Here is a 25,094-nt window from a genome sequence, read left to right on the forward strand (position 1 = left end):
AAGTGAAGGTAAAGAATGTTGAAGGGTGCAATCTAAATTTTCAGATAAAGTCATAAAAAAATGAGCGTATTTACATACACTCATTTTTACTACATTTTACTAATATTTGCTTAACTGACTGGCATTAGTCCGAAAGGGCGCTTTTTTATTTATTTGAATAAAATGAATAAGATATTAAAACGATAGAATAAGATATTTTAATTATTACTATTTATTTTAAGAAAATAATCAAACACATTTCCTTAAACATAAAAACGATAAATAAAAAGTTATTTTTAAATTATAAAAAAATAATGGCTGTTTATATAAGAGAAAACATGGATTTATATTGATTATCTGGTTAATTTTTTATTTTAGTTAATTGTTTATAAATATAAGTCTTTTTCAAATTTCAGCATACTTATTCTATCTATAGAGATTAATAGAAAAATTTTAATACTGTAGTCGGATTTTTAAAAAAACTAGAGTTGAGCATGATAGCGGCATAGCTTAATTTGATTACTAGGAATAAGCCATGCGTCGTCAAAACTTATGGATAGCAATGCTTGCTGCAACAGCAAGTTTAGGAACAACTGCAGCAAATGCAGATTTTATTGACGATAGTAATGTCCAGCTTAAATTTAAAAACTTTTATCTAGATCGTCAGTATCAAGATGATTTTTCTTCACGTAATTGGGGTTCTTGGTCACAAGGCGTGACTCTAGATGCCAAATCAGGCTATCACGATATTGGTGGTGGGGTGCAGGTTGGTGCAGATGTTCTGGTTCAACATGCAGTTAAACTCAAAGGCCGTGATCAAAATCCGGATTGGGTGTTGCCTCACGATGGTAAAGAATCTAAAGATCATTTTGGTAAAGTTGGCGCAACCTTAAAAGCTAAAGTTTCTGAGACTGAGCTGAAAGTGGGTGAGTTATTGCCTGTATCTCCAGTGCTAGTATTTGATCCATCTCGTCAGCTCATCACTACTTATAGCGGTGCATGGTTAGAATCTAAAGAGATTAAAGATACCAAACTGACTTTGGCTTATATTGATAAAATTAATAATCGTTACGACAATCAGTTCCGTGATTTAGCTTTATTTTCTCCAGGTAGAACTTTACCTGATGGTACACAAGGTCATTATGACTTAGGTCCTGAATCTGATGGTATGTGGATTGCCGGTGTAGATCACCAGTTCACGCCTGAAATTGGTGGTAGCTACTGGTATGCAGATGTTCAAGACATCTACCAACAGCATTACTTGGGTGTGAATTACAAAACTGCGCTAGGCGAAAAAACCAAATTAGATAGCCATGTGCGTTATTTTGATAACTCAGATTCAGGTGACAAACTGTATGGTGATATTGATAATCAGGCATTGTCAGTAGGGGCAAAAGTTAATCATGGTGCGCATACCGTAGGTCTGGGTTATCAGCAAATGTTTGGTGATACTGCATTTCCAACACTTGGCGGCTGGGTGCCGCAGCCTTATCTGGTGAACTGGGGCGTTGCAACCTTTACTGCACCAGAAGAAAAGTCATGGAATATTTCTTATGGCTATGACTTCTCTGAAATGGGTGCCAAAGGCTTAAATGCGACTGCAGTTTATTTCAAAGGTTATGATGCTCAATCAGGTGATCAAAACTTTAATACTGATGAGTTAAATCTGATTGCGAATTACACTGTTCCAGAGGGTAAGTTAAAAGGATTAGGCATTCAAGCGATGTATATCGATGTGAATTTTGCTAATCCTACTAAACCAGATCTTCAAGAATACCGCGTAGCGACGACTTATACCCATAAATTCTAAGTTAAGCGCATTTTAAGGGCAGTCAGTATTCTGACTGCTTTTTTTTGAGTTAAGAACTTAATCAAAGCCTTAAATTAAACAAGGTTTTAAATTTAAAATAATTAATTAAAACAAATACTTAAATAATATATTTTTTGTAGTATGCAATCGTAATTTTATATCAGTTGAAGACAGTAGAGCGGTTAATATAAGACGGTAAAAAGATCATTTTTAATGAGTCAACTTGACGTCGAATTCTCGTCATCGAGGAACACGCAAGCAAGAAACTGTAAGAGGAATCATGATGAGCACTGTTCAAATCCCTGATTATAAAACAGATCCTTTCTTCGGCTTAGAAGACAAATGGATTGAAACTGCAGAAGGTGAGTTGACTCACTACCATGAAATTGGTGAAGGTACGCCTATTCTGTTCCTGCACGGTTCAGGTACGGGTGTATCTGCTGCTGCAAACTGGTGGTTAAACCTGCCTTCAATTGGTGAACAAGCACGTTGTATCGCAATCGATACCATTGGTTATGGTCAAACTGTGGTTGCACCAGGTACTGCTTATGGTATCCGTGCATGGGTGGATCATGCTGTACGTACTCTAGATGCATTAGGTATCGAAAAAACCTGGTTAGTGGGTAACTCTCTGGGTGGCTGGTTGGCATTCCAGATGGCACTTGATTATCCTGAACGTGTTCTAGGTATCGTGTCTATGGGTACTGGCGGTGCAAAACAGACTGCTGCACTTAAAGCGCATGCAAACCCTGTACTGACTGAAGAAGGTATTAAGAAAACACTTTCTATGTTTGTCGTGAACAAAGATCTGATCACTGACGAACTGGTGAAAGTACGTTTTGCTTCTGCTGCAAATGACTATGCATCAAATCGTTTGATGGATGTAGTGGGCGCACGTGACCGTGACCGTTTCGAATTCCCGTTAGACTTCGAAAAAATGAAAGACATCACTGTACCTGTATTATTGATTCATGGTACTCAAGACGTGGTCATTCCGGTTTCTCGTACTTGGGACATCCTGAACATCGTGCCAAATGCTGATGCACACATCTTCAGTCAATGTGGTCACTGGTCTCAAGTTGAAAAATCAGATGAGTTCAACACTGTGATCAAAAACTACCTGGCTGTACACGGCGTAAAATAAGTCGTAAACAGTTTAGAAAAAGGATGGCTTCGGTCATCCTTTTTTCTTTCTAAAATATTTGATTTACTGCTGCCAAATGAGTGTCATTTCATTCAGTGAATTTTTTGAATGTTTTTAATGCCTTTTAGCTATTAATCAGAATTTCAAAAATTAAAATGGGCCTTAGACTTCTTATTAGACTTAAGTTGTAAAAGAAGCCTAATTTGAGCAAAAATTAAACCTAATAAGCCATGGTCGGAGATGTTGGAAGCCAAGCTAGATGTGGTCTGTCATAGGAAAAATGAATATAAAATGAAATTTTGATCAGAAAAAATAAAAACAAAAAAGCACACGTATTCTCAGAGGAAATTACGTGTGCTGCTATAAAAATAGAAAATTAATGTGGTTCGTCGCGGTTAATGTCTAGGTAGAATACGCGAGTCAGGAGTTCCAGGAACTTCTTCACTGCGACTGAATTACTATCCTTGCGATAGCTAACATAAAGATCTAAAAAGGGAAGTTCTACATCCAGCGGGCGGATTACAGTATTGTTCATGGTCAATGGTGCGATATAGCCTGGCAGGATGGCACAGCCCAAGCCCATTCCAATCGAGTTGATATTGAACAGGATATTATCCGCCTTTTGCACAATATTAAGCTCAATGCCATTGGTCTTGGCAAATTCCATAATCGTATTGTGCAGGGTGAGTGACTGTTCTGCAGATGGAATAATAAAATCTATACCATTCAGTAATTTAACTGGAATACGGTCGTATTTCGCTAAAGGATGATCCTTCGGCAAAATGAAGATCAATGGCTCACGAATCACAAACTGGCTTTCAATTTCATCACTATGGAAATTGTGACGGGTAAAGGTCAGATCCAGTTCGCCTTTCTTCAATAATCGCATTTGCTCATTATTGTTCAGACTGAGCAATTCAATTTTTAAATCAGGGTTTTGCACGCGCAGATTCGGCAGGATATACGGGAAGATTTTCATTTCCGCGACAGGGACGAAACCGATGCGTAGCATCTGCTGCTTGGCTTGTGAGACCTGACGGGCCATGGCAATCGCCTTATCAGCTTGTGCCAGCGTCAGGCGGGCCTGTTCTAGGAATACAGCACCTTCTTCGGTCAGTTCGACTTTACGCTTGGTACGGTGTAGCAGTTTGACACCGACATCTTCTTCCAAATCTTTGATTTGCTGACTAAGTGATGGCTGAGCCGTGTAAAGTTTGAGTGCTGCCTTACTGAAGTTGAGTTCTTCAGCCACAGTAATGAAGTAGCGGAGGTGTCGTAATTCCATATCATCAGCCCGTCGAGTAATCCAAAAAATGTCTTACTATAATTTCAGAAGAGTATAATCTATAAACAACTATGTCGTGAAGATTATTTTGTCATTTAGAAAGTAAATGCTTTGGAGGGATTGATTAGTGTTTTAATATAAAAATACACGCCTAGAATAATTGCTTAAAACTATTAATTGAAACAAAAAAAATATTTCCCCAAAACCGCCCTAAAATCCATCATCGTTGAAAAGTTGAGTCTATTACTTTGTGCCATAACTGGTCACAGGAGAGCTTTTCATGAGTGGAAAAATTGATGTGCGCGAAATCGACGCTTTAGTCGATGCACAAAATGGACGTATCACGCCATCTATCTATACAGATCCTGACATTTACGAATTAGAACTTGAACGTGTCTTCGGTCGTACATGGTTATTCCTTTGCCATGAAAGCCAAATTCCTAAGGCTGGCGATTTCTTCAATACCTACATGGGTGAAGATCCAATCATCGTGGCACGCCAAAAAGATGGCTCAATCAAAGCATTCTTAAACCAATGCCGTCACCGTTCTATGCGCGTAAGCTTCGCAGACTGTGGTAATACACGTGCGTTCACTTGCCCATACCACGGCTGGTCATACGGTATTGATGGTTCTCTAAAAGACATCCCGCTTGAAGATCGTGCTTACCCACATGGTGCATGTAAAGAGCAATGGGGTCTGGTAGAAGTTAACCGTGTTAAATCATACAAAGGCCTGATTTTCGGATGCTGGGATGAAACGACTCCAGATCTAGAAGAATACATGGGCGATATCGCTTGGTACCTGGACGGCGTTGTAGATCGTCGTGAAGGCGGTACTGTGATTGTGGGTGGTGTACACAAATGGGAAATCGAGTGTAACTGGAAATTTGCAGCTGAACAGTTCGCATCTGACCAATATCACGCGTTGTTCTCTCACGCATCTGCAATTCAGGTGCTTGGTGCGAAACCAGACGACGAATCTTCTAAGAAATTAGGTGCTGCACAAACTGCTCGTCCAGTTTGGGAAACTGCGAAAGACGCGATCCAATACGGTTCACGTGGTCACGGTTCAGGCTTCTTCTTCACAGAGAAACCAGACGCAAACGTATGGGTTGATGGTGAAGTAGCAAACTACTTCCGCGAAACTTACGAAGAAGTGAAAGAACGCCTAGGTGAAACTCGTGCGCTGCGTCTTGCAGGTCACAACACCATGTTCCCTACATTGTCTTGGTTGAACGGTACTGCGACTCTTCGTGTATGGCACCCACGTGGTCCAAACAAAACTGAAGTTTGGGCATTCTGTATCTGTGATGCGGACGCGCCAGAAGATGTACAAGCAGCATTTGAACGTTCTGCAACTCGTGCCTTCGGTCCTGCTGGTTTCCTAGAGCAAGATGACTCTGAAAACTGGATCGAAATCCAAAAAGTTTTACGTGGTTACAAAGCGCGTCAAAACAAACTCATTATGGAAATGGGTAAAGGTAACGAGAAAGTACGTGAAGATGGTATCCCGGGTATCACTAACTATATTTTCTCTGAAACTGCAGCACGTGGTATGTACCGCCGTTGGGCAGATTTATTGATTCATGAAAAATGGGAAGACGTTGAAGCTGCGGCTGACGAATACGAGAAGGAGCTTATGAAATGAGTCAAATCAGTTTAGAACTTCATCACCAAATTAGTCAGTTCCTGTATCAAGAAGCCAAGCTTCTTGATGACTGGAAATTCCGCGAGTGGTTAGACACGCTAGCTGAAGATATTTCTTACACGCTACGTACTACACCAAACGCTCAAACGCGTGACCGTCGTCGTTCAGTTGAACCACCTACTACCTGGGTATTCAACGATACGAAAGATCTTCTGGAACGTCGTGTTGCACGTCTGGAAACTGGTATGGCTTGGGCTGAAGAGCCTCCATCACGTACCACTCACATGGTGAGCAACGTGATTGTTGAGCCGACTGAAGTTGAAGGCGAATACGATGTATACGTGACATACCTACTGTACCGTACCCAGAAAGAGAAAGACGTTACGATTTACTGTGGTAAACGTCATGACAAGATCCGCAAAGTTGAAGGCGGCCTGGGCTTCCAGATCTTCAACCGTAAGATCACGCTTGACCAAGTTACCTATAACTCACATAACCTGAGTGTGTTCTTCTAATGAATAAGATTTTTGTTTGCCAAGTTGACGAATTAGACGAAGGCGAAGCGTTAAAAGTGGATTGTGGCGTAAACGGTATCGAAGCGCTTGCAGTATTCAACAACGGTGGCGAATTCTTCGCAATGAACGACCGCTGTTCACACGGTAATGCTTCTATGTCTGAAGGCTACCTTGAAGACGACGGTACAGTGGAATGTCCACTTCATGCAGCTCGTTTCTGTTTGAAAACAGGTCAGGCACTTTGCTTACCAGCAACTGACCCAATTCAAACATTCCCAGTTGTACTTGAAGATGGTGCGTTATACGTAGAGATGGCAGGAGAGTAATCATGGGTTGGCTACAAGGCGAAGTTGCACTGATCACTGGTGGTGGTTCAGGTCTCGGTTGGGCACTGGTAGAACGTTTCCTGGAAGAGGGTGCACAAGTGGCCGTTCTTCAACGTTCACAGTCTAAAGTCGATGCACTGAATGCACATTTTGGTGATCGCGTGCTGGCAATCGCAGGTGATGTGGCCAGCTATGAAGACAACGTCCGCGCTGTTAAAGCGACTGTAGAGCGTTACGGTAAACTCGACTGTTTCGTGGGTAATGCCGGTATCTGGGATCACTATGCCGATATCGTCAATACTTCAGGTGAGCAGCTGGAAAAAGCCTTTGATGAGATTATGGGGATTAATACCAAATCTCTGATCTTAGGTGCGAAAGCTGCACTGGATGAGCTCGTTAAATCTGAAGGTTCGATCATTTTCACGCTGTCAAATTCTGCATTGTATTCTGCAGGTGGCGGTCCAGTTTACACAGCATCGAAACATGCGGGTGTGGGCATTATGAAAGAACTGGCTTACGAACTTGCACCTAAAGTCCGCGTAAACGCCGTTGCGCCATCAGGTATGAATGTGAACATCAAAGGTGCTGCATCCTTAGGTCAGGAAAATCTTGGCCTGCTCGATGCACGTGATCCTGAGAAAATCGCCCGTGGCATGCCACTGAATTTCTTACCTGAGCCGGAAGATATGACAGGTTCATATGTGCTCTTGGCATCTCGTCAAAATAACCGTCCTTTGACTGGTGTTCTGATCAATGCAGAATGCGGTCTGGGTATTCGCGGCTTACGTCAGCCACGTGCCGGTTTCTTTGACGAATAAAAATCTAGTCTGAAATGGACTTTTCGGCAGCCTGTTCTTGGCTGCCTTCCTTTTAAGGAGTCTCTCATGGCCGTTAAACTTATTTGTGCATCGCACAGTCCTTTAATGGAATTTGCTTCACCGCAGGAAAAACGCAAAGAACAGGCTGTTCGTGAAGCGTTTGAAAAACTGTCTGCTGAAGTAAAAGCTTACGACCCAACCCTGATCATTACCTTTGGTCCTGACCATTTCAATGGTTTCTTCTATGACCTGATGCCGAGCTTCTGTGTGGGCATTCGCGCGACGGCTGCAGGGGACTGGGACTATGGTAAAGACAATGCACACATTGATGTACCTGAAGACAAAGCTTTGGGCTTGGTTCGTCGTGTACTCGATGAGGGCGTGGACGTTGCGTATTCTTACCGTATGCAAGCCGACCATGGCGTGACTCAGCCATTGCACTTCCTGTGTGAAGGCAAACTTGATCGTTATCCAACGATTCCAATTTTCATTAATGGTGCTGCAGCACCAATGCCAACAACTAAGCGTACGATCGCTTTAGGCCGTGCTGTAGGTCAATTCATCAAGTCTTTAAACCTTGAAAATGAACGTGTCCTTGTTTTAGGTACAGGTGGTCTGTCTCATGATCCACCAACACCACAAATGGGTTCAGTGCCACCAGAAGTTGAAGAATTCCTGATTGCAGGTCGTAATCCAAGCTCTGAAGCACGTGAAGCACGTCAAGCAAAAATTATTGCAGTCGGTCAAAAATTGGCTGCTGGTGATACCTCTGTTGCCGTTCCACTCAGCCCTGAATGGGATATCGCATTGCTTGAAAAATTCAAGAATGCTGATTTTGCTGCGATGGAAGCAATGACAGAAGCTGAAATCCGTCGTGACGGTGGTCGTGGTGGTCAAGAAGTTCGCTCATGGATGGCTGCATTTGCTGCCTTAAGTGAAATTGGCGAATACGACATGACAACACACTGCTATGAAGACATCAGTGAATGGATTGCAGGCTTCGGTATCGTATCTGCAGAGCTAAAAGGTTAATTTACACATGAGCAACATCGAAACCATCGTAATTGTAGGTGCTGGCCAGGCAGGTGCAAGCGCGATTTTAGAACTTCGTGCTAACAAATTCGAAGGTAAAATCATTCTGATTGGTGATGAAACGCATCTTCCTTATGAGCGTCCGCCACTGTCTAAAGACGTGATTTTGCGTCCTGAAGAAACCAAGATCGAAATTTTGTCAGAAGAAAAACTGGCAGAACTTGGGGTTGAAACCATCCGTGGCAATGGCGTGCAAAAAATTAACGCTGAGGCTAAAACGGTTGAACTTCAAAATGGTGACGTTGTTGCTTATGACAAATTGCTTCTTGCAACAGGTGGTGCGGCACGTCGTTTGCCAAACTTCGATGCACTTGGCAAACACGTTTATACGCTGCGTAACCTTGAAGACTCACAAGCTTTAGTTCCGGTATTACAACCAGGTCGCCGTTTAATCTTAATCGGTGGTGGCGTAATCGGTCTTGAGCTTGCTTCATCTGCACGTTTTAAAGAATGTGAAGTGACCGTGATTGAAATGGGTCCAATGGTGATGGGTCGTTCATCGCCACGCATCCTGAGCGAATTCTTGCTTGAACAGCAAAAATTAGCAGGTGTGGATGTTCGTCTTTCAACTTCAATTGCAGACTGCAAATTGGATGGCGAAGAAATCGTGGTGACATTGGGTGACGGCGAAGAACTTCGTGCAGATGCTGTAGTGTACGGTATTGGGATTGTGCCAAATGCACAGCTTGCGGTTAAAGCAGGTCTAGACGTTGATCTTGCAATTAAAGTCAACGAGAACTGCCAAACCTCAAATCCTGACATTTATGCAGCGGGTGACGTTGCGACTCAGCTTCGTGACTGTGGTAACCACCGCCGTGTTGAGACTTGGGAAAATGCCAATCTTCAAGCAGGTATTTTTGCACGTCATGTGATGGGTGTTGAGCATCCTACGCCAAACCCAGCATGGTTCTGGACAGACCAGCTCGACATTAACTACCAATTCGTAGGTGATATGGCTGCAGCTGAATGGCATGTTCGTGGTGAAATCAAACCTGAACTTCGTGGTGAATCATCATTTGTCTTGTTTGGTGTGACTGATGGTGTGATCGTAGGTGGTATTACGGTCAATGCTGCGAAAGAAATGCGTCATCTTAAAAAGTTGATTAGCAAGCAAGCTGCATTTGAAGCAGATAAATATTTGGATCTAGGCCAAGATCTTCGTAAGCTTGTGAAATAACTTTGTTTTATTGATAAGTTTACAAAAGGGCAGACCTTGGGCAACCTAGGTCTGCTTTTTTATGTCTGTCAGATTGTGCTGTCATGACCTCACATTCCATTGTGATTTGAAATGGCTTTGTGTAGGTTTGGCTTACTTTTCAAAGATGAAAAGTAATAAAAATCTTTTGCTAAACTGAGGATATATCCCTATATCCCAGTTTAGCGGCGGCATCCCTGCCGCCATCAGTATTGTCGATTGTGGATTTGAACGAGAAGTTAGTTCAATTCTTTCTAAAAAAATTTAATTGAGTCTTTTATGAATTCAAATTCATCTCCCATGCTGGTGACGGCAAGTATTTATGCCTTGCTGGTGCTGATCTGGGCAGCAACGCCACTGGCGATTGTCTGGAGCGTGCAGGAAGTGCACCCGATGTGGGTGCTGATCATCCGTTATTTCGGCGCTTCTCTGCTGGCGCTGGCGATCTTGGCTGCCATGCGTAATCCATTGCCATTTGATCGAACCTCCATGATGAGCTATGTAGCAGGTAGCCTGAACTTGATCGGCGCGCAGTTATTTATCTACCTGGCTGCGAATTATTTGACCTCTGGCTTAATGGCCTTAATTTTCGGTTTCTCACCACTGGTTGCAGGTCTGATCGGGCATGTCATCCTGAAAACCAACCGTCTGATCTGGCTGCAATGGCTCGGTATGGCAGTTGCCGTCGGTGGTTTAAGTTTTGTCTTTGCGGAGTCAGCAGATAGTAAAGTGAATCCGTGGGGTGTGGTGCTAATGCTGATTAGCATGGTGTCTTATATCAGCTCGATTTTCTGGGTGAAGCAGATCAATGCACCGTTAAAACCGATGTCCCAAGCCACCGGTTCTTTGATTGTTTCCTCATTGGGATCATTGCTAATCATTCCATTTATCTGGCAATCTTTCCCAACACAAATGCCAAGTATGCAGGCGCTGTTCGGCTTTGGTTTTACCATGATCCTGTCTTCGATTGTGGCGATGCTGTGTTACTTCTGGCTGATTCGCCGTCTGGCTGCATCCACCGTATCCCTCAGCAATGTGATGACGCCAATCATTGCCCTGATTCTCGGTGCAACCCTGAATAACGAAGTGATCAGCAGTCATGCCTTTGCTGGTATTGCGGTAGTGATGTTCGGGATCGTGATGTACTTCTGGAAAGAATGGCGCGAGCAGTATTTTTCTAAATCTTAAAATAGATTGTTCAAGTTAAATTCAGACCTAAAAGGAAGCTTTGGCTTCCTTTTTTATTTTTGCAGTTTTAGATGCAGAATTGGGTAGGGATTACCTTCAGCATCGGTTTCTGAACGGCTGATCATCTCGAAACCATGTTTTAAATAGAAAGCAGTCGCATCAGGATTCTGCTCATTCACATCGACTTCAGTCACACCCAGAGCAAGCGCATGTTGTAATAACTGGCTGCCTATGCCTTTTCTAAATGCCGCAGGAGAGACAAACAGCATTTCCAGTTTGTTGCCTGCAATGCCCATAAAACCCAGAATCTGCTGCTGATGTTCCACATGGAACAATTGCACGTGGGTGAAATAATTATGATCAATAATCTGCTGACGGATCTTTAGGATCTGCGCGTCATTTAGGAAATGATGCGTAGCACGGACGGATTGTTCCCACAATTCTAGGAGCTGAGGATGCCGATCGGCAGAAGTATGGACAATTACAGGCATGAAGATTCCGATTAAAAATGAGAACAACAAAACAATAAACAATTTATCGCAGCAGTTTATTAAGATGCAAAGAGATAAAATGAAAAATCAAATAGATCCATCTGTTTGAGGAAAAACTAGGACAACTTTGAATGTCATCTGAATCTAATAAAATTGTGGTCTATGCAGCGTTATTTGGCAACCTGGCTATTGCGCTGGTTAAATTTGTCGCAGCCTATATTACCAATAGTTCTGCGATGCTGAGTGAAGCGATTCACTCGGTGGTTGATACCCTGAATGAAATTCTATTGCTATACGGCATGAAAAAAGCAGAGCAGCGCCCAGATGCTCACCATCCTTTTGGCTATGGTCGTGAACTGTATTTCTGGGCCTTTATTGTGGCCTTGATGGTCTTTGCACTGGGTGCGATTGTATCCATCTATCAAGGTATCCTGCACATCATTCATCCTGAAGAAATGCAGGATCCGATGATCAACTATATCGTGCTGGGTATTGCGATTCTGTGTGAAGGATTCTCCTGGACCGTAGCTTTAAGAACCTTCCGTAAAATGAAAGGGAAGATGGGCTATTTTGAAGCCTTTAGACGCAGCAAAGACCCAACAACCTTTACTGTGTTATTTGAAGATACTGCTGCGCTAGTGGGTCTTTTTATTGCCCTGACCGGGATTTTCTTGGCTCATCAACTGAATATTCCTGAGCTGGATGGTGCCGCCTCTATTCTGATTGGTGTTGTATTGGCGGTATCAGCCTGGTTACTGGCACGTGAAACCAAAGGCCTATTACTGGGTGAAACAGCAGATCCTAGACTGCGTGAAAATGTACTTAACATTGCCCAGCAGGATACTGCGGTCTATAGCGCCAATGGGGTGCTGACTGAGCAAATGGGCGCGCATCAGGTGATTGCCTCCTTAAGTCTGGAATTCAAAGACGATCTGACTTCTGATGAAATCGAAGCTTGCGTCAACCGGATTGAAGCGCAGATTAAACAGCTACACCCTGAAATTATTACTCTGTTTGTGAAACCTCAAACCAAAGCCGTATGGCTGGAACGGACCCAAGGTCGTATTTGAGGAAGTGAAGATTTCAGCAGATAACTTTCGTCGGATAGTCAGGAGGGCATCAAGCGTGATTACATGAATACGGGATAAAAATTTAGGTCATGAAATCATGTACAGTCAGGTATGGAGTGAGAATTATCGGATGAATATCGATCATTCTCCTGTCTTTTTAGAAAGAAGAATGGACACAAACTTGATCGCGAGTATTCATTTTTTTAGAAGCTTTTCATCGGTTTTAGTCTTTCCATGGGCTCGATGTTTTGCTAAAAATAACAAAAACATAAATGAATCTTAGGCACGTATTTCATACTATGCTGAAATACCGAAGTATATAAGTTTGTATGCGATTTAAAGAGATGCTCCGTTTGAAAATTCCAGGTGGATGCTGTCTTGCATATAACAAATAATAAATAGTGGATATTTATGCAAGATCTTTTCAAGACTAAAAAATTTCAGCTTGAGACTGAGTCCAGTTGGAAACATCTCTGGTCCAAGCCGGTATTTGATTATCTACATTCCGATCATTTTGATGGTGAGCGGTTTAAGAATCTGGAGCATCATTCGCTCGAACAGAGTCGCTTTGACTTGTATAAATGGTTATTCACCAGAAAATCCAGCACCTGGGAAGTAAATCTGGAACAGGAACGTGCCGAGTTTTTTTCACGTCCGCGTGCTTTACCACAAAATCGGCCGGAAGCCACTTTAGATGACTGGCAAATCTGGTTTATTGGGCATGCTACCGCTCTGATCCAGATCGGGCCGTATAATTTTCTGACTGATCCGGTCTGGTGTGAATATGCCAGTCCTTCTGCATCCCGAGGGCCACAGCGCGTCATTCCTGCTGGCATTGCCCTGGATGAGCTGCCGCATATTGATGCCGTATTGCTCAGCCATAACCATTATGATCATATGGATCTGGCGACCTTGGCCTGGCTGCATCAGACCTATCAAATGCCGATCTATACCGGCCTTGGTAATGGCTGGTACCTGCCTAAAGACTATAATGTCATTGAAATGGACTGGTGGGAAAATGCATTTTTTGAAGATATCCAGATTGTCTATTCGCCAGCACAGCACGCTTCAGGACGTGGAATGCGTGACCAGAACTGCGCATTATGGGGCGGTTTTTCCTTATTGAATGGCAAGGATCATTGCTATTTTGCCGGGGATAGCGGCTATGCGCCGCATTTCAAGGAAATTCGCAAACGCTTGGGGCCACCACGAATTGCGCTGTTACCGATCGGTGCCTATGAACCACGTGAACTGATGCGCAATATTCATATGAATCCGGAAGATGCTTTTCATGCCCATCAGGACTTAATGGCACGTTGCTCAATGGCGATCCATTATCGGACCTTCCAGCTCACTGATGAAGCACGTGACCAGCCTGAAAATGAACTGCAGCATATTATTCAGCATTCATCCAAGCTGATTAACCCGTTTTACTGTATTCGTGAGGGCAAACGGATTATTGTCTAAGGGCTTAAGATCACTCCTGTATAACGATTGAGTCGTTAGCTAGCATATAGAGTAGCTCTCATTTGTATAGGATTAAATCCTATGCTGAAGGGTACAGGTGCCAATCGTGGTGGAAACAAGCATGGCATACTGACTGATCGGGTGGGTATGTTGAGCAATGATTTCTTCGTGAATCTGATGGATATGAAAAAGATCTGGGTACCGGTAGAAGAACCTTTTTGAAATCCGTGACCGTCAAACACATGACCTGAAATGAACTGCAATTCATATTCCTAATGCTTTAATTTAACACCAATAAAAAAACCACCCTCGGGTGGTTTTTTATTCGCTCAGTTCAAGCTAAAAAACTTAGAGAAAGCTTGGTAGGCCTTTAGCTGGATCAGTTGCTCGAGCCATCTGGGCATCAGCTACGCTCATCCCAAGAGCTTGAGCAATACCTTCACCATAGGCGGGATCACAGGCATAACAGTTACGGATATGACGGTACTTGATGAAATCAAGCGCATCACCCATTGCGGCTGCGGTATTATTAAATAGAGCCTGTTTCTGCTCATCATTCATCAGGTTGAACAGGGCACGTGGCTGGCTGAAGTAGTCATTATCATCTTTGCGATAATCCCAGAAATCTGCATCACCCGTGATTTTGAGGGGGGGCTCTCTGAATTCTGGCTGTTCCTGCCACTGGCTGAAACTGTTCGGCTCATAATGCGGCAATGAACCATAGTTGCCATCCATACGGCCCAAACCATCACGGTGATTTGAATGTACCGGGCAACGTGCGGCATTGACCGGAATCTGGGCATGATTCACACCTACACGGTAACGCGCTGCATCAGCATAATTGACCAAACGTGCCTGTAGCATGCGATCCGGTGAATAGCTGATACCTGGTACCAGATTGCTTGGCGCAAAAGCGGCTTGTTCTACGTCCTGGAAATAGTTTTCCGGATTACGGTTGAGTTCGAATTCACCTACTTCAATTAGTGGATAATCACCTTTCGGCCAGACTTTGGTCAGGTCAAACGGATGATAAGGCACTTTCTCGGCATCTGTTTCAGGCATGATCTGAACGTACATTTTCCATTTCGGATAATCGCCACGTTCAATCGCATCAAACAGGTCGGTTTGACTGCTTTCACGGTCTTTAGCAATCAACTCTGCTGCCTCAGCATCAGTCAGATTCTTGATACCTTGCTGGGTACGCATATGGAATTTTACCCAAAAGCGTTCATTTTGGGCATTGATAAAACTGTAGGTATGACTGCCGAAACCGTGCATATGACGGTAACCAGCCGGAATCCCACGATCGGACATTACGATGGTAACTTGATGTAGTGCTTCCGGCAATAAAGTCCAGAAATCCCAGTTATTGGTGGCGCTACGTTTATTGGTTTTCGGATCACGTTTTACTGCTTTGTTTAAGTCAGGAAATTTACGTGGATCACGCAGGAAGAATACCGGTGTATTGTTACCGACTAGGTCCCAGTTCCCTTCTTCGGTATAGAATTTCAGGGCAAAACCACGAATGTCACGTTCTGCATCAGCTGCACCGCGTTCACCGGCGACGGTCGAAAAACGGGCAAAGAGTTCGGTTTTTTTACCGACTTCCGAGAAAATTTTTGCACGGGTATATTCAGTAATGTCATTGGTTACGGTAAAGGTACCAAATGCACCTGAACCTTTTGCGTGCATACGGCGCTCAGGAATCACTTCACGAACAAAGTTAGCCAGTTTTTCATTCAGCCATAAATCTTGGGCCAGCAATGGGCCACGGCTACCTGCCGTCATACTGTTCTGGTTGTCGACTACAGGTGCGCCAGCTTCAGTAGTCAGATGGGTGACAGGGCACTTTTTCATATCTTGGCTCATATTTCTCTCCAAGCGTTGAGAATTTTATTCGTTATTCCAGCATTCAAAAAAATCATCTATAAGCGCAGGAATAACATTAGGGGCTTTATTTCCAACAGATTTTTAATTAAGTGAGTTGTTGAATTGGGTGTTTTGGCAATAAGTTTGGTTTTTCTGTAACTTCAGAAAATACTGCCTAAATGAATAAAAATTAAGTCATTGAAAATAAATAATCTAATTTGAACATAAGATATTTCTAGAAATGTGACAATGTTAAAATATGCAAATTTTTCACTCAGTTTAAAATGATTAAGTAAGAAAATCAGAATTTAAGATGTCTTCTCTAAGTCAGAAAAACATTTCAATATTTCTTTTATTTTTTTATAAATTATTGCGTAAGCCATTAATTATATAAATATTTTTAAAATAGCTAGATTTGAAATTAAAATATAAAGATTAAACAGGCAGCTAAAACATTATTATCTTGCTCACAATTTTCTGATTTTTACAGCAAGAATATCTACCAAATTATCTTTTTTCTGGAAAATATTTAAGTTCTGATCTGCTTGAAAATTGGCCAGTCGCCCCTATAATTATTTCACATCCCGAGCGGATCATTTCCTTAGCCCAAATTAAACAGAGAGCAAGATGGCAAAGAAAAAAACTGTAGAGGCAGTCATGCCAAACTTCGTGGCCAAACATATGCATGAAGTCAATAAAAGCCAGGTTTTTGTAGACCGGAAGAAAAATGCAAAACGTGGTTATACCAAACACAAACAAGGGCGATATCAACAAGATGATCGCCCTTTTTTATGGGCAGCTTAGGGCGGCCAGGAAGACGTAGATCTGCTTTGGACAGGAGCTGACTTTAAGGGATTCTGGAGGGTATAGTGAAAAGATGAATTTCTTTTCGAAGAATGCGGTGAAGTCCGCCGGGTGGTTGAAGAAGCTTCTTCGGGAAACATATTTTGAAAAAAACGGGGCAGGGTCGCAGAACTCGAAGATCTATTTGGATCAGCATCAGCCATAGGCCGGGTTTGCTGAAAACTGGCAAATTTTCCTAGCTGTTGCCGATACAGTTTTGCGGCAATGACCGATGGATCATTCTTGCCTAAACGCCGTTGCTGGGTACGAGAAATTTCAATTCCCCATAAGGGACAGGCTTTAGGACGTTCAGTTTCACGGATATACTGATGACTGGTACTTGTGTTATTACGACCACGAGAAGATGTATATCTGGATTTTTGCGAACGTAAGGCCGGTGCAACAATAATAAAATAAAACGCTGCAGCCAGCATAAGCAGGATAAGCACAAATTCCATAAGTACCTCGACAGATGCAGAGGAACCTGGAAAAGTTCCTCCTTAAGCGCTGACCATACGGGTGGTGGATTTCACCATATCTCCTAAACCATGTGTTCTAAAATAATGCTCCATCCAGCTTTTTACCATGAGTGGATTGTCCAGTTTTAGTACATGTTTGAGTAATTCCTGTGCATCAGGCATCGGTACATGACAAATCGTTTTTCGGACTCTCAAAATATTGCTAGAACTCATGGACAGGGTATTGAATCCCATGGCCATTAATAGTACGGCCGATAGAGGATCACCGGCCATTTCACCACAGATACTGATCGGTTTGTTATTACGGTGACAATCCTCTACCAGACGGGTCAGGGCACGCAGGATCGCTGGATGTAAGTGTGAATAGACATTGGCCACACGTGGATTATTCCGGTCTACAGCAAGTAAATATTGGGTCAAATCGTTAGAACCGACGGAGAAGAAATCGACCAGTTCAGAAAATTCATCAATCTGATGCAGTACGCTTGGTACTTCGACCATAATTCCGATTTGCGGTTTGGTAATTTTGACCTGCTCTTCTTCCTGAACGGCATAATGATCACGCTCTAACAGATACAGTGCTTCTTCAACTTCACTGACACTGGTCACCATCGGCAACAGGATATGCAGATTGTTCAGACCGATACTGGCTTTTAGCATGGCGCGAATCTGAGAAGAGAAGATTTCAGGATGATCCAGGGTAAAGCGGATACCGCGCCAGCCCAATGCTGAATTTTCTTCCTCAATCGAGAAATATGGCAGGTCTTTATCTGCACCAATATCCAGCGTTCGCATGACTACCGGTTTATTGGCAAAGTGACTCAGTTGCTGCCGGTAAATGGCACGTTGTTCCTCTTCTCCCGGGAAGCGGTCACGTAGCATGAACGGGATTTCCGAACGGTATAGGCCAACACCTTTGGCACCACGCTGTACACCACGAACCACATCAATCATCAGGCCGGTATTTACAAACAGACGTACAGCGGTACCATCTGGCGTAATTGCATCTTTGGTCTCGTATTGACGTAGATCTTTGGCAATCTGTTCTTCTTCTTTCTGAATTTCTTTATAGCGGGTACGCAGACGACGTGGTGGATTGATAAAGATACGGCCCTGATGCGCATCGACAATCATCTCGACGTCATCCAGGGTATTGATGGGCAGTTCAGTCACACCCACGACAGTCGGAATACCGAGTGCGCGTGCCACAATCACCATATGTGAATTCATGGCACCTTCAGTGGTGACAATCGCTGCAATCTTATCGACAGGCAATTCTACCAGTGCAGCCGTTGAAATTTCTTCACCAATCAGGATGCTTTCATCGGTCAGTTCGCGATGGCTTTCATCGGCTTCCTGCAACTTGGCCAGAATACGACGTCCCAGATCTTTTAGATCAGCGACACGTTCACGCAGGTAATCATCCTCCATCTGGGCAAACTGCGCCACATGGTTATCAATTACGATCCGAACCGCACCTTGCGCCCAGTGGCCATCACGAATCAGTGCTTTAATCTCCGATGGTAGGGCATTTTCATCCAGCATACGCAGGAACACACTGAACAAAGCACGTTCTTCGGCCATCAGCGCATCCTGCATCTTGTCATCCAGGAACTGAATTTCTTCACGTACCGAATTTAAGGCATTATCCAGCAAAGCCAGTTCTTCGCTAATATCATCCGCTTCACGATCCGGAACAGCGCCCAGATCTGCAGGTGGATAAAGCACAATGGCACGGCCGAGTGCGATACCGCCAGAACCCGATACGCCTTGGAAGGTTTTATATGCCGGTAAATTATTTGGCTTGCGGAATACATCAATATTACCGACTGCGTGAGCGTGAGCGATTACGCCCGAAAGCTGGGCACATAGCGTAACCAGGAATGATTCAGCCGCTTCACTAAAATCCTGGGATTCTTTATTTTGGACCACCAGTACGCCCATGACCTTACGGCGGTACATGACCGGAACGCCCAGAAAGGAATTATAAATTTCTTCGCCCGTTTCCGGTAAATACAGAAAACGATCATGCTTAGGGGCATTGTCGAGGTTAACGATTTCCTCACGCTGACCTACCAGACCTACCAGACCTTCACCGGTATGTAGAGACACATGACCGACAGCTTCAGGCTTCAGGCCTTTAGATGCCATCAACAGATAGCGCTGGTTGCGTTCATCGAGCAGATAAATGGAGCAGACATCCACATGCATGGCCTCGGCCACCTGATTGACCATAATATCGAGTGATTCATGCAAACTGGCAGACGCATTAATCTCTTGGACAATGCGTCTCAGGGTATCCAGTTGCATATTCGACATGGGAGCTGCTCCGTATTTTTTTAGAAGTCCGGTAATTTAGTTTATTTATAACAATAGCCGAGCAAAAAATCTGCACATGCACGCGATTTTTTTAAGGTTTTTGTTGTGGTAATTGCTGACAGAGTTCAATCATGGCCTTGCGATAAACATCGCGTTTAAAATTCACCACTTGGCCTAATGGATACCAGTAACTGACCCATTGCCATTGATCAAATTCGGGCGGATCGGACAGATCAAGTTGAATGTTCTGTACGGGCGCCGTCAGTTTGAGTAAAAACCACTTCTGTTTTTGACCGATACATACCGGATCTGAATCCGTGCGAATGTATCGATACGGCAAACGATAACGCAACCATCCTTTGGTCTGCGCGATAATCTGGACGTGTTCAGGCAGTAAGCCAACTTCTTCTCTCAGCTCACGATAAAGTGCCTGCTCAGGGGTTTCTCCATATTGGATACCTCCTTGTGGAAATTGCCATGCATTATGACCAATGCGTTTTGCCCATAAAACCTGTCCAGCATCGTTTGCCAAAATGATCCCGACATTCGGTCGGAAACCTTCTGAGTCGATCATTTGGCTACCTAAAATTGTTTAATTTATGCCTTTGCTTTCGGGGAATATTATTTCTTTATCCAACTCGAAAAAAAGCAAAGTTTAAAAATGTTAAAATTGCTATGATCTTAACGAATTTCTATCGACTAGCGGAGATAGATTTACAATTTTTTTCTTAAATTTCAGTTTTTACGAGTATTTTCATGAAATTGGCGCTATTTGATCTCGATCACACCCTGTTAAACACCGATTCGGATCATTCCTGGGGGGAATTCCTGGTCAATGAAGGCCTGGTGGATCCCGTTCATCACCGCGCCATGAATGACAAGTTCTATGAGGACTATAAAAAGGGTCAACTGGATCCTTATGCCTATAATGAATTTGTATTCCAGTTTTTGACCCAACATGACCATGATTATCTGACCGAATTACATCAACTGTTCATGCAAAAAGTCATTCGCCCCCAGATGCGTCTGGAAGGTTTTAAAGCGATTCAGCGCCATAAAGATGCAGGGCATGAAATTGTAGGCATTACTGCAACTTCGGACTTTATTACTGCACCGATTTTCCGTGAGTTTGGGATTACTGAAATTATTGCCACCAATGCTGAAGTCGTTGATGGTAAATATACCGGTAAGGTGACCAATATCGCCTGCTATCAGCAAGGCAAATTGACCCGTCTGAATCAATGGTTGGCTGGTCGTGACGTGACTGAGTCTTGGGCCTATTCAGATTCAATCAATGACCGTTTTCTGCTGGAATATGCCGATCATGCCATTGCCGTAAATCCGGATGAGCGTCTGGAAGCATTGGCCAAAGAACAGGGCTGGGAAATTCAGGACTGGTCGATTTAAGCAATTCTTTTGATTTAATCAGGCACAACTTCGGTTGTGCTTTTTTATAAGCAGAATAGGGTACTTTTTGACATGCCCGTTGCTGAATAAACATGCTATGCTCAGAATAAATAAAGCAAGTCGACAATAACGATAGCAAGCGCTGAGGTAATGAAAATGACCCAAGTTAGACCGCGTATGACTCATCTATTTGCACAGTTAGGTCTGGATTCGAGTGCAGAAGGGATTGCCCAATTTATTCATGAGCATCAATTACCCAAAGATGTAAACCTGATGGAGGCGCCGTATTGGTCAGATGCACAGCGCCAGTTCCTGGCTGAAAAAATTGCTTCAGATGGAGAATGGGCCATTGTGGTGGATCAGCTCAATGAATCTCTGCATGAGGATGCCACTAGCGGAATTGAGTAGTGAACAAAAAGCCAATCAACTGATTGGCTTTTTCATTTTGGAATTATCGTACCCTTTTCCATAAAGTTATTTGGGACAGGGTATGTTGATATTTACGCGCTGTTTCTCGGATCACAAAAGGCACATCCACAGGTTCGTCCAGCATTTCAAAATGCGGACTGAGTAAAGCTTTGATGCCCTCTAAGGTACTCAGGTTTTCTCCCGCCTGCTTAAATCCGCCGATCCATTCACTGCGTGCTGTATGTTCTTCCAGCCAGGTATAAGGTGAGGCCAGCATCAAAATGCCGCCTATATTCAGGCGATTATGAATCTCACTTAGAAAAGCTTTAGGATGATGCAGACGATCAATCAGGTTAGCTGCCAGAATAAAATCATAATCTTTAAACTGCGGTTTCAGGTTGCAGGCATCGGCCTGATAAAACTCGACCTTATTGGCAACCTGTTTAAGTTCAAGTTCTGCCAGTGAGCAGGATTTATATTCCACCAGTTCACCCTCAACAGGAATGCTATACCGCAGGGTCTCTCCTTGCGCCAGCACCACACCTTGCTGAATAAAACGGGCTGAAAAGTCTAAACCTGTGACCTGATCAAAATCTTGGGCCAGTTCAAAGCTGGCGCGTCCGGTGGCACAACCGATATCCAGCGCTTTATGACACGGAATGTTTTGAAAATAAGGACGGGCCAGTTGAATGAGGCTTTGGGCAAAGTTTGGAACAGCAAAATATTCCGCCCCATACTGGAATTCCAGATATTGGGAAATCAGCTGATCACTTTCATATTGAGAGTGAAACTGCGGTGATGTCTCTTCCGCGGCAACATAGCGAAAACCGGCATGCTGGAAAAAATGTCGCCGGAACGCATAGCGTGAACTGTGCAGGGCTTCATTACCGGCTGAAATCCAGGAACCGCCTTTAATCAGATGATGTTGGCCATCGAAGGTTGGGGTACTAAAATCATCATAGAAAGGATGGACTTGAAAGCCTTCAAAAGGATAAATCGGGGTCTCGGTCCATTGCCAGACATTGCCCTGAACATCATAAAAATCGCCATGCTGAAAATGATCCACCGGAAAAGAGTTAGGGCCATATTTTAATTCAATATTGGCTTGCTCAGGACTTGGTAATTTTGGATCCAGTCCTGAAACTGCATACAATCGATACCATTCATCCTCAGTGGGCAGACGAATGGATTCTCCGGTCTGTGCTGATTTCCAGTTACAGAAAGCTTTGGCTTCATGATAATTCACTTCGACTGGCCAGTCCCAAGGCATTGGAACTTCTTCCAGCATCAGTCTTAAGGACCAACCCAGTTCCGTTTTGACCCAGAAGGTAGGATGTGTGGCTTGAGAAAATGCCAACCATTGCTGGCCTTCTTCAGTCCAGTAGTCAGCTGTCTGATAACCTTTTGCTTCCACAAAGGCTAAAAACTCCTGATTGGATACTAGATATTTGGAGGCTTCGAATTCTGCAATTTCGGCATGATGGTGGCCGTATTCATTGTCCCAGCCATAAAAAGCATGTTCGAAATTTTTATGTAAATTGACCTGACCTGCCGGTACCTTTACCAGACTATTTTCAGGCGCAATACCGGTAATGACATTGGCACGCCACTGCGGATGATTCTGTACATAACGTAACTGATGCTGGCGGATTAAAACTGAAGACGTTTCCAGATGAATCCGTTCATGCTCAATGCCCATGATGATGGTCCACCACGGATTGTGCCAGTTCAGTGGAAGCTGTAGCGGCGCATGTTCTATCACTTTCAAGACCAGGGCACGCACCTGATGCCGGTAATCACGTACCGCCTGAATGCTAGGCCAGTGATAGTTCTGTTCATCCAGATCATCCCAGCTCATTTCATCTACACCAATCGCGAAGATACTTTCCAGATGCGGATTTAAACGTTCCGGGATCAGTTGAGCCAGCAACAGCTTATTGATAAAAAAAGTGGCAGTATGACCAAAATAAAAGATCAGTGGATGACGTAAGGCAATCGGTTTGTCATAAAAGGCTTCTTCATTTTTCAGACAGTCAAACAGTTGCTCATAGGTGTCAAAGGTATTTAGAAAATAATCACGTAATACGGCACGCGCTGTCGGTTCATCTTCAAAATCAAGGTTGGGAGTCGGGTGTAGCGTTGGTTTAAGCGGTTTCCATAAACCCATTTCTTCGAGCAGGTCATGAGAAGAAGATAATAAAGTTTTGGAATCAGAAGATTTGATCTGCATTCTGTGCTTCCTTGAATACGTTTTAATTTTTCATCTTCAGGAAAATGAATTTGATACTTTTAAAAGTACTTGAAAGGAAGCAACTGATGCGATGTATTTAGGTAACAAAATGCTGCATCGATATCGATGCAGCAGAGAAATGTGAAAATTAATTTTAAATTGACGGGCCTTGCATCAGTTGAACCAATGCTTCAGCCGCCTTCGATTGAGTACGACCCGGATGCCAGACCATACCGAGCTGACGGTTCATTTCCAGATTCAGATCCAGTTCTTGCAGGTCATGGTTGACCAGGGTTTTGGGCAAGACTGACCAGCCTAAACCAATCGAAACCAGCATCCGGATGGATTCAAGCGGGTTATTGCTCATGGTCGTTTTCGGCTTGATGCCCTGCTTTTCAAACTCGGCCATCGTAATCTGCGTAGTATAGGTCTGCGCAGAAGGCAGCAGGCTTGGGTAATTCACCAGATCTTCAAGAGACAGGTTTTTTTGCTGAGCCAGTGGATGGAATGGTGCGACCACAAAAACCAGAGGATCATTCCAGATAGTGACATATTTTAGGCGTTCATCACCATGCGGTGGCAAGGTCAGGAAAGCCAGTTCCAGATCACCAGCAATGACCTGTTCATGCGCCTGTTCAGAATCTACAAAATGTACATCTAGCGTCACATTTGGATATTGCTGTACATATTCACGCAGATGGCTCGGTAAATGATGCAGGCCAATATGATGGCTGGTGCCAATTTTCAGTTTGCCTTGGACCTGACCCTGTTCATGGCTCAGGGTGTAGTGAATATCACCCAGCTCGTTCAGCCAGTTTTTTACCTTAGGCAGCAGGGAATGTGCCGCATGAGTGGCCTGAACACCACGGCCCGCAGATTCAAATAATTTCACCCCGAAATATTCTTCCAGACTGTGAATACGTTTGGTCACAGCCGGTTGGGTAATAAAAAGCTGATCTGCAGCCAAAGAAATCGAACCTGTTTCCATGACTTTTACAAAGGCTTCAAAAGCTGCGAGATTCATCTTGATCACCTATAAAGTTTTTTTATGCTTAAGTTTATTATTGTAATAATTTAAGAATAAATCAAAGTAAAAATATAGAACTATTGGTTTAATGTTGAATTAATACACATTTTTAAATGTTTTATTTTATGTCATAAAAAAAGCCACCGAGGGTAGGTGGCTCAAAGAGGAAGATCGACAAAAAATTATGCGGTGATTTCCTCATCCTGTTGCTGGCTTTTTGCTTCCCAGATTTTCTCGTGGAAGAAGAAAGCAACTGCCTGTACAGTCGGTTCTAATAAACTCAAGGCAATCGCCATGGTTAAACTGCCTGTGACAAAATAGCCCACTAACATCGCGACAGTGATGTGCATGATGTAATAGCTAAATGTCTTTTTGAACATGCGCTGATTGTTGTCTACGAAACGTTGAATATGTGCCATGTGGATCTTCCTCAAAACAAATGATCTGTGCCGATGAGGAAATAATAATAATTCTCATTTAATTT

At 43.4% G+C, this 25,094-nt stretch carries 23 protein-coding genes and 1 pseudogene; 15 read left to right on the plus strand and 9 right to left on the minus strand.

Annotated features, from left to right (window positions below; translation table 11 throughout):
- Positions 1-514: 514 nt before the first annotated feature.
- Both FTV18_RS13235 and FTV18_RS13240 read left to right on the plus strand, forming a co-directional pair.
- A complete protein-coding gene (locus FTV18_RS13235) occupies positions 515-1,789 on the plus strand; it encodes an OprD family outer membrane porin (protein ID WP_180018461.1) in 1,275 nt (424 codons plus the stop codon).
- A gap of 283 nt (positions 1,790-2,072) precedes the next feature.
- Positions 2,073-2,933, plus strand: coding sequence for an alpha/beta fold hydrolase (locus FTV18_RS13240; protein WP_004781813.1), 861 nt, complete (start codon positions 2,073-2,075; stop codon positions 2,931-2,933).
- Between the two features lie 376 nt (positions 2,934-3,309).
- On the opposite strand, the gene hcaR is transcribed toward FTV18_RS13240, so the two are convergent.
- Positions 3,310-4,218 carry a DNA-binding transcriptional regulator HcaR gene (hcaR, locus tag FTV18_RS13245; protein WP_159123907.1) on the minus strand — a complete coding sequence of 303 codons (909 nt, stop codon included), beginning with the start codon at positions 4,216-4,218 and terminating at the stop codon, positions 3,310-3,312.
- Between the two features lie 280 nt (positions 4,219-4,498).
- On the opposite strand from hcaR, the gene hcaE reads away from it, so the two are divergent.
- From hcaE to FTV18_RS13280, 7 genes are all read left to right on the plus strand, one after another.
- The gene (hcaE, locus tag FTV18_RS13250) at positions 4,499-5,866 is read left to right on the plus strand and encodes a 3-phenylpropionate/cinnamic acid dioxygenase subunit alpha (protein ID WP_004781815.1); all 1,368 of its coding nucleotides are present in this window, start codon (positions 4,499-4,501) and stop codon (positions 5,864-5,866) included.
- Complete coding sequence (hcaF, locus tag FTV18_RS13255; RefSeq protein ID WP_004781816.1) at positions 5,863-6,381, plus strand: 3-phenylpropionate/cinnamic acid dioxygenase subunit beta; 519 nt, start codon at positions 5,863-5,865, stop codon at positions 6,379-6,381. The genes hcaE and hcaF overlap by 4 nt, the downstream gene beginning before the upstream one ends.
- Positions 6,381-6,707 carry a 3-phenylpropionate/cinnamic acid dioxygenase ferredoxin subunit gene (hcaC, locus tag FTV18_RS13260; protein ID WP_004781817.1) on the plus strand — a complete coding sequence of 109 codons (327 nt, stop codon included), beginning with the start codon at positions 6,381-6,383 and terminating at the stop codon, positions 6,705-6,707. Before hcaF ends, hcaC begins: the two co-directional genes overlap by 1 nt.
- 2 nt (positions 6,708-6,709) lie before the next feature.
- Positions 6,710-7,525, plus strand: a complete 816-nt coding sequence (gene hcaB / locus FTV18_RS13265) for a 3-phenylpropionate-dihydrodiol/cinnamic acid-dihydrodiol dehydrogenase (protein ID WP_004781818.1) — start codon at positions 6,710-6,712, stop codon at positions 7,523-7,525.
- 66 nt (positions 7,526-7,591) lie between these two features.
- Positions 7,592-8,557 (plus strand): 3-carboxyethylcatechol 2,3-dioxygenase, encoded by a 966-nt coding sequence (locus FTV18_RS13270; RefSeq protein ID WP_180018463.1) that lies wholly within the window; start codon positions 7,592-7,594, stop codon positions 8,555-8,557.
- 7 nt (positions 8,558-8,564) lie between these two features.
- Entirely contained in the window at positions 8,565-9,794 is a 1,230-nt protein-coding gene (gene hcaD / locus FTV18_RS13275) for a 3-phenylpropionate/cinnamic acid dioxygenase ferredoxin--NAD(+) reductase subunit (protein WP_180018465.1), read from the plus strand.
- A gap of 297 nt (positions 9,795-10,091) precedes the next feature.
- Positions 10,092-11,000, plus strand: a complete 909-nt coding sequence (locus FTV18_RS13280) for a DMT family transporter (RefSeq protein ID WP_125279397.1) — start codon at positions 10,092-10,094, stop codon at positions 10,998-11,000.
- A gap of 53 nt (positions 11,001-11,053) precedes the next feature.
- On the opposite strand, the gene FTV18_RS13285 is transcribed toward FTV18_RS13280, so the two are convergent.
- Positions 11,054-11,491: a GNAT family N-acetyltransferase gene (locus tag FTV18_RS13285; RefSeq protein WP_004781822.1), complete on the minus strand. Its 438-nt coding sequence runs from the start codon at positions 11,489-11,491 to the stop codon at positions 11,054-11,056.
- Positions 11,492-11,622: 131 nt separating this feature from the next.
- On the opposite strand from FTV18_RS13285, the gene FTV18_RS13290 reads away from it, so the two are divergent.
- The 3 genes and pseudogenes from FTV18_RS13290 to FTV18_RS13300 form a co-directional block, all read left to right on the plus strand.
- Positions 11,623-12,561 (plus strand): cation diffusion facilitator family transporter, encoded by a 939-nt coding sequence (locus FTV18_RS13290; protein ID WP_180018467.1) that lies wholly within the window; start codon positions 11,623-11,625, stop codon positions 12,559-12,561.
- A gap of 411 nt (positions 12,562-12,972) precedes the next feature.
- Entirely contained in the window at positions 12,973-14,028 is a 1,056-nt protein-coding gene (locus tag FTV18_RS13295; protein WP_159123646.1) for an MBL fold metallo-hydrolase, read from the plus strand.
- A gap of 84 nt (positions 14,029-14,112) precedes the next feature.
- Positions 14,113-14,232 (plus strand): annotated as a pseudogene (locus tag FTV18_RS13300) (catalase-peroxidase 2); the annotation flags it as partial.
- Positions 14,233-14,376: 144 nt separating this feature from the next.
- On the opposite strand, the gene FTV18_RS13305 reads toward FTV18_RS13300, so the two are convergent.
- Positions 14,377-15,897 (minus strand): catalase, encoded by a 1,521-nt coding sequence (locus FTV18_RS13305; protein ID WP_004781832.1) that lies wholly within the window; start codon positions 15,895-15,897, stop codon positions 14,377-14,379.
- 627 nt (positions 15,898-16,524) lie between these two features.
- Here FTV18_RS13305 and FTV18_RS13310 point away from each other — a divergent pair.
- Positions 16,525-16,701 carry a hypothetical protein gene (locus FTV18_RS13310; protein ID WP_171431270.1) on the plus strand — a complete coding sequence of 59 codons (177 nt, stop codon included), beginning with the start codon at positions 16,525-16,527 and terminating at the stop codon, positions 16,699-16,701.
- Here FTV18_RS13310 and FTV18_RS13315 read toward each other — a convergent pair.
- The 3 genes from FTV18_RS13315 to FTV18_RS13325 all read right to left on the minus strand — a co-directional run bounded on the left by FTV18_RS13315 (position 16,698) and on the right by FTV18_RS13325 (position 20,112).
- A complete protein-coding gene (locus tag FTV18_RS13315) occupies positions 16,698-17,198 on the minus strand; it encodes a hypothetical protein (protein ID WP_166138117.1) in 501 nt (166 codons plus the stop codon). The genes FTV18_RS13310 and FTV18_RS13315 overlap by 4 nt on opposite strands.
- A 42-nt stretch (positions 17,199-17,240) precedes the next feature.
- On the minus strand, positions 17,241-19,538 hold the full coding sequence (ptsP, locus tag FTV18_RS13320) for a phosphoenolpyruvate--protein phosphotransferase (RefSeq protein WP_034702391.1): 2,298 nt from the start codon (positions 19,536-19,538) through the stop codon (positions 17,241-17,243).
- Positions 19,539-19,629: 91 nt separating this feature from the next.
- Entirely contained in the window at positions 19,630-20,112 is a 483-nt protein-coding gene (locus FTV18_RS13325; protein WP_004781838.1) for an RNA pyrophosphohydrolase, read from the minus strand.
- Positions 20,113-20,294: 182 nt separating this feature from the next.
- On the opposite strand from FTV18_RS13325, the gene FTV18_RS13330 reads away from it, so the two are divergent.
- Together FTV18_RS13330 and FTV18_RS13335 are read left to right on the plus strand one after the other, a co-directional pair.
- Complete coding sequence (locus tag FTV18_RS13330) at positions 20,295-20,945, plus strand: HAD family phosphatase (protein WP_180018469.1); 651 nt, start codon at positions 20,295-20,297, stop codon at positions 20,943-20,945.
- A gap of 156 nt (positions 20,946-21,101) precedes the next feature.
- Positions 21,102-21,353, plus strand: coding sequence for a DUF2789 domain-containing protein (locus tag FTV18_RS13335; RefSeq protein ID WP_005232362.1), 252 nt, complete (start codon positions 21,102-21,104; stop codon positions 21,351-21,353).
- A 43-nt stretch (positions 21,354-21,396) separates the two neighbouring features.
- Here FTV18_RS13335 and ovoA read toward each other — a convergent pair whose 3' ends face one another.
- From ovoA to FTV18_RS13350, 3 genes are all read right to left on the minus strand, one after another.
- Positions 21,397-23,520, minus strand: a complete 2,124-nt coding sequence (ovoA, locus tag FTV18_RS13340) for a 5-histidylcysteine sulfoxide synthase (protein ID WP_257218605.1) — start codon at positions 23,518-23,520, stop codon at positions 21,397-21,399.
- Between the two features lie 217 nt (positions 23,521-23,737).
- Positions 23,738-24,607: a LysR family transcriptional regulator gene (locus FTV18_RS13345; protein ID WP_004781845.1), complete on the minus strand. Its 870-nt coding sequence runs from the start codon at positions 24,605-24,607 to the stop codon at positions 23,738-23,740.
- A gap of 185 nt (positions 24,608-24,792) precedes the next feature.
- Complete coding sequence (locus FTV18_RS13350; RefSeq protein WP_159123642.1) at positions 24,793-25,029, minus strand: DUF2061 domain-containing protein; 237 nt, start codon at positions 25,027-25,029, stop codon at positions 24,793-24,795.
- Between the last annotated feature and the right edge of the window lie 65 nt (positions 25,030-25,094).

It is taken from the genome of Acinetobacter sp. YH12241 (assembly GCF_013417535.1).
Lineage (GTDB): Bacteria > Pseudomonadota > Gammaproteobacteria > Pseudomonadales > Moraxellaceae > Acinetobacter.

Coding starts and splice junctions, on each gene's coding strand:
- FTV18_RS13310 (WP_171431270.1), top strand. CDS start 16,525: ATGGCAAAGAAAAAAACTGTAGAGGCAGTCATGCCAAACTTCGTGGCC.
- hcaE (WP_004781815.1), top strand. CDS start 4,499: ATGAGTGGAAAAATTGATGTGCGCGAAATCGACGCTTTAGTCGATGCA.
- FTV18_RS13335 (WP_005232362.1), top strand. CDS start 21,102: ATGACCCAAGTTAGACCGCGTATGACTCATCTATTTGCACAGTTAGGT.
- FTV18_RS13350 (WP_159123642.1), bottom strand. CDS start 25,029: ATGGCACATATTCAACGTTTCGTAGACAACAATCAGCGCATGTTCAAA.
- ovoA (WP_257218605.1), bottom strand. CDS start 23,520: ATGGGTTTATGGAAACCGCTTAAACCAACGCTACACCCGACTCCCAAC.
- FTV18_RS13325 (WP_004781838.1), bottom strand. CDS start 20,112: ATGATCGACTCAGAAGGTTTCCGACCGAATGTCGGGATCATTTTGGCA.
- FTV18_RS13240 (WP_004781813.1), top strand. CDS start 2,073: ATGAGCACTGTTCAAATCCCTGATTATAAAACAGATCCTTTCTTCGGC.
- FTV18_RS13295 (WP_159123646.1), top strand. CDS start 12,973: ATGCAAGATCTTTTCAAGACTAAAAAATTTCAGCTTGAGACTGAGTCC.
- FTV18_RS13290 (WP_180018467.1), top strand. CDS start 11,623: ATGTCATCTGAATCTAATAAAATTGTGGTCTATGCAGCGTTATTTGGC.
- FTV18_RS13285 (WP_004781822.1), bottom strand. CDS start 11,491: ATGCCTGTAATTGTCCATACTTCTGCCGATCGGCATCCTCAGCTCCTA.
- ptsP (WP_034702391.1), bottom strand. CDS start 19,538: ATGTCGAATATGCAACTGGATACCCTGAGACGCATTGTCCAAGAGATT.
- hcaR (WP_159123907.1), bottom strand. CDS start 4,218: ATGGAATTACGACACCTCCGCTACTTCATTACTGTGGCTGAAGAACTC.
- hcaC (WP_004781817.1), top strand. CDS start 6,381: ATGAATAAGATTTTTGTTTGCCAAGTTGACGAATTAGACGAAGGCGAA.
- FTV18_RS13330 (WP_180018469.1), top strand. CDS start 20,295: ATGAAATTGGCGCTATTTGATCTCGATCACACCCTGTTAAACACCGAT.
- FTV18_RS13280 (WP_125279397.1), top strand. CDS start 10,092: ATGAATTCAAATTCATCTCCCATGCTGGTGACGGCAAGTATTTATGCC.
- hcaD (WP_180018465.1), top strand. CDS start 8,565: ATGAGCAACATCGAAACCATCGTAATTGTAGGTGCTGGCCAGGCAGGT.
- FTV18_RS13315 (WP_166138117.1), bottom strand. CDS start 17,198: ATGGAATTTGTGCTTATCCTGCTTATGCTGGCTGCAGCGTTTTATTTT.
- hcaF (WP_004781816.1), top strand. CDS start 5,863: ATGAGTCAAATCAGTTTAGAACTTCATCACCAAATTAGTCAGTTCCTG.
- FTV18_RS13345 (WP_004781845.1), bottom strand. CDS start 24,607: ATGAATCTCGCAGCTTTTGAAGCCTTTGTAAAAGTCATGGAAACAGGT.
- hcaB (WP_004781818.1), top strand. CDS start 6,710: ATGGGTTGGCTACAAGGCGAAGTTGCACTGATCACTGGTGGTGGTTCA.
- FTV18_RS13270 (WP_180018463.1), top strand. CDS start 7,592: ATGGCCGTTAAACTTATTTGTGCATCGCACAGTCCTTTAATGGAATTT.
- FTV18_RS13235 (WP_180018461.1), top strand. CDS start 515: ATGCGTCGTCAAAACTTATGGATAGCAATGCTTGCTGCAACAGCAAGT.
- FTV18_RS13305 (WP_004781832.1), bottom strand. CDS start 15,897: ATGAGCCAAGATATGAAAAAGTGCCCTGTCACCCATCTGACTACTGAA.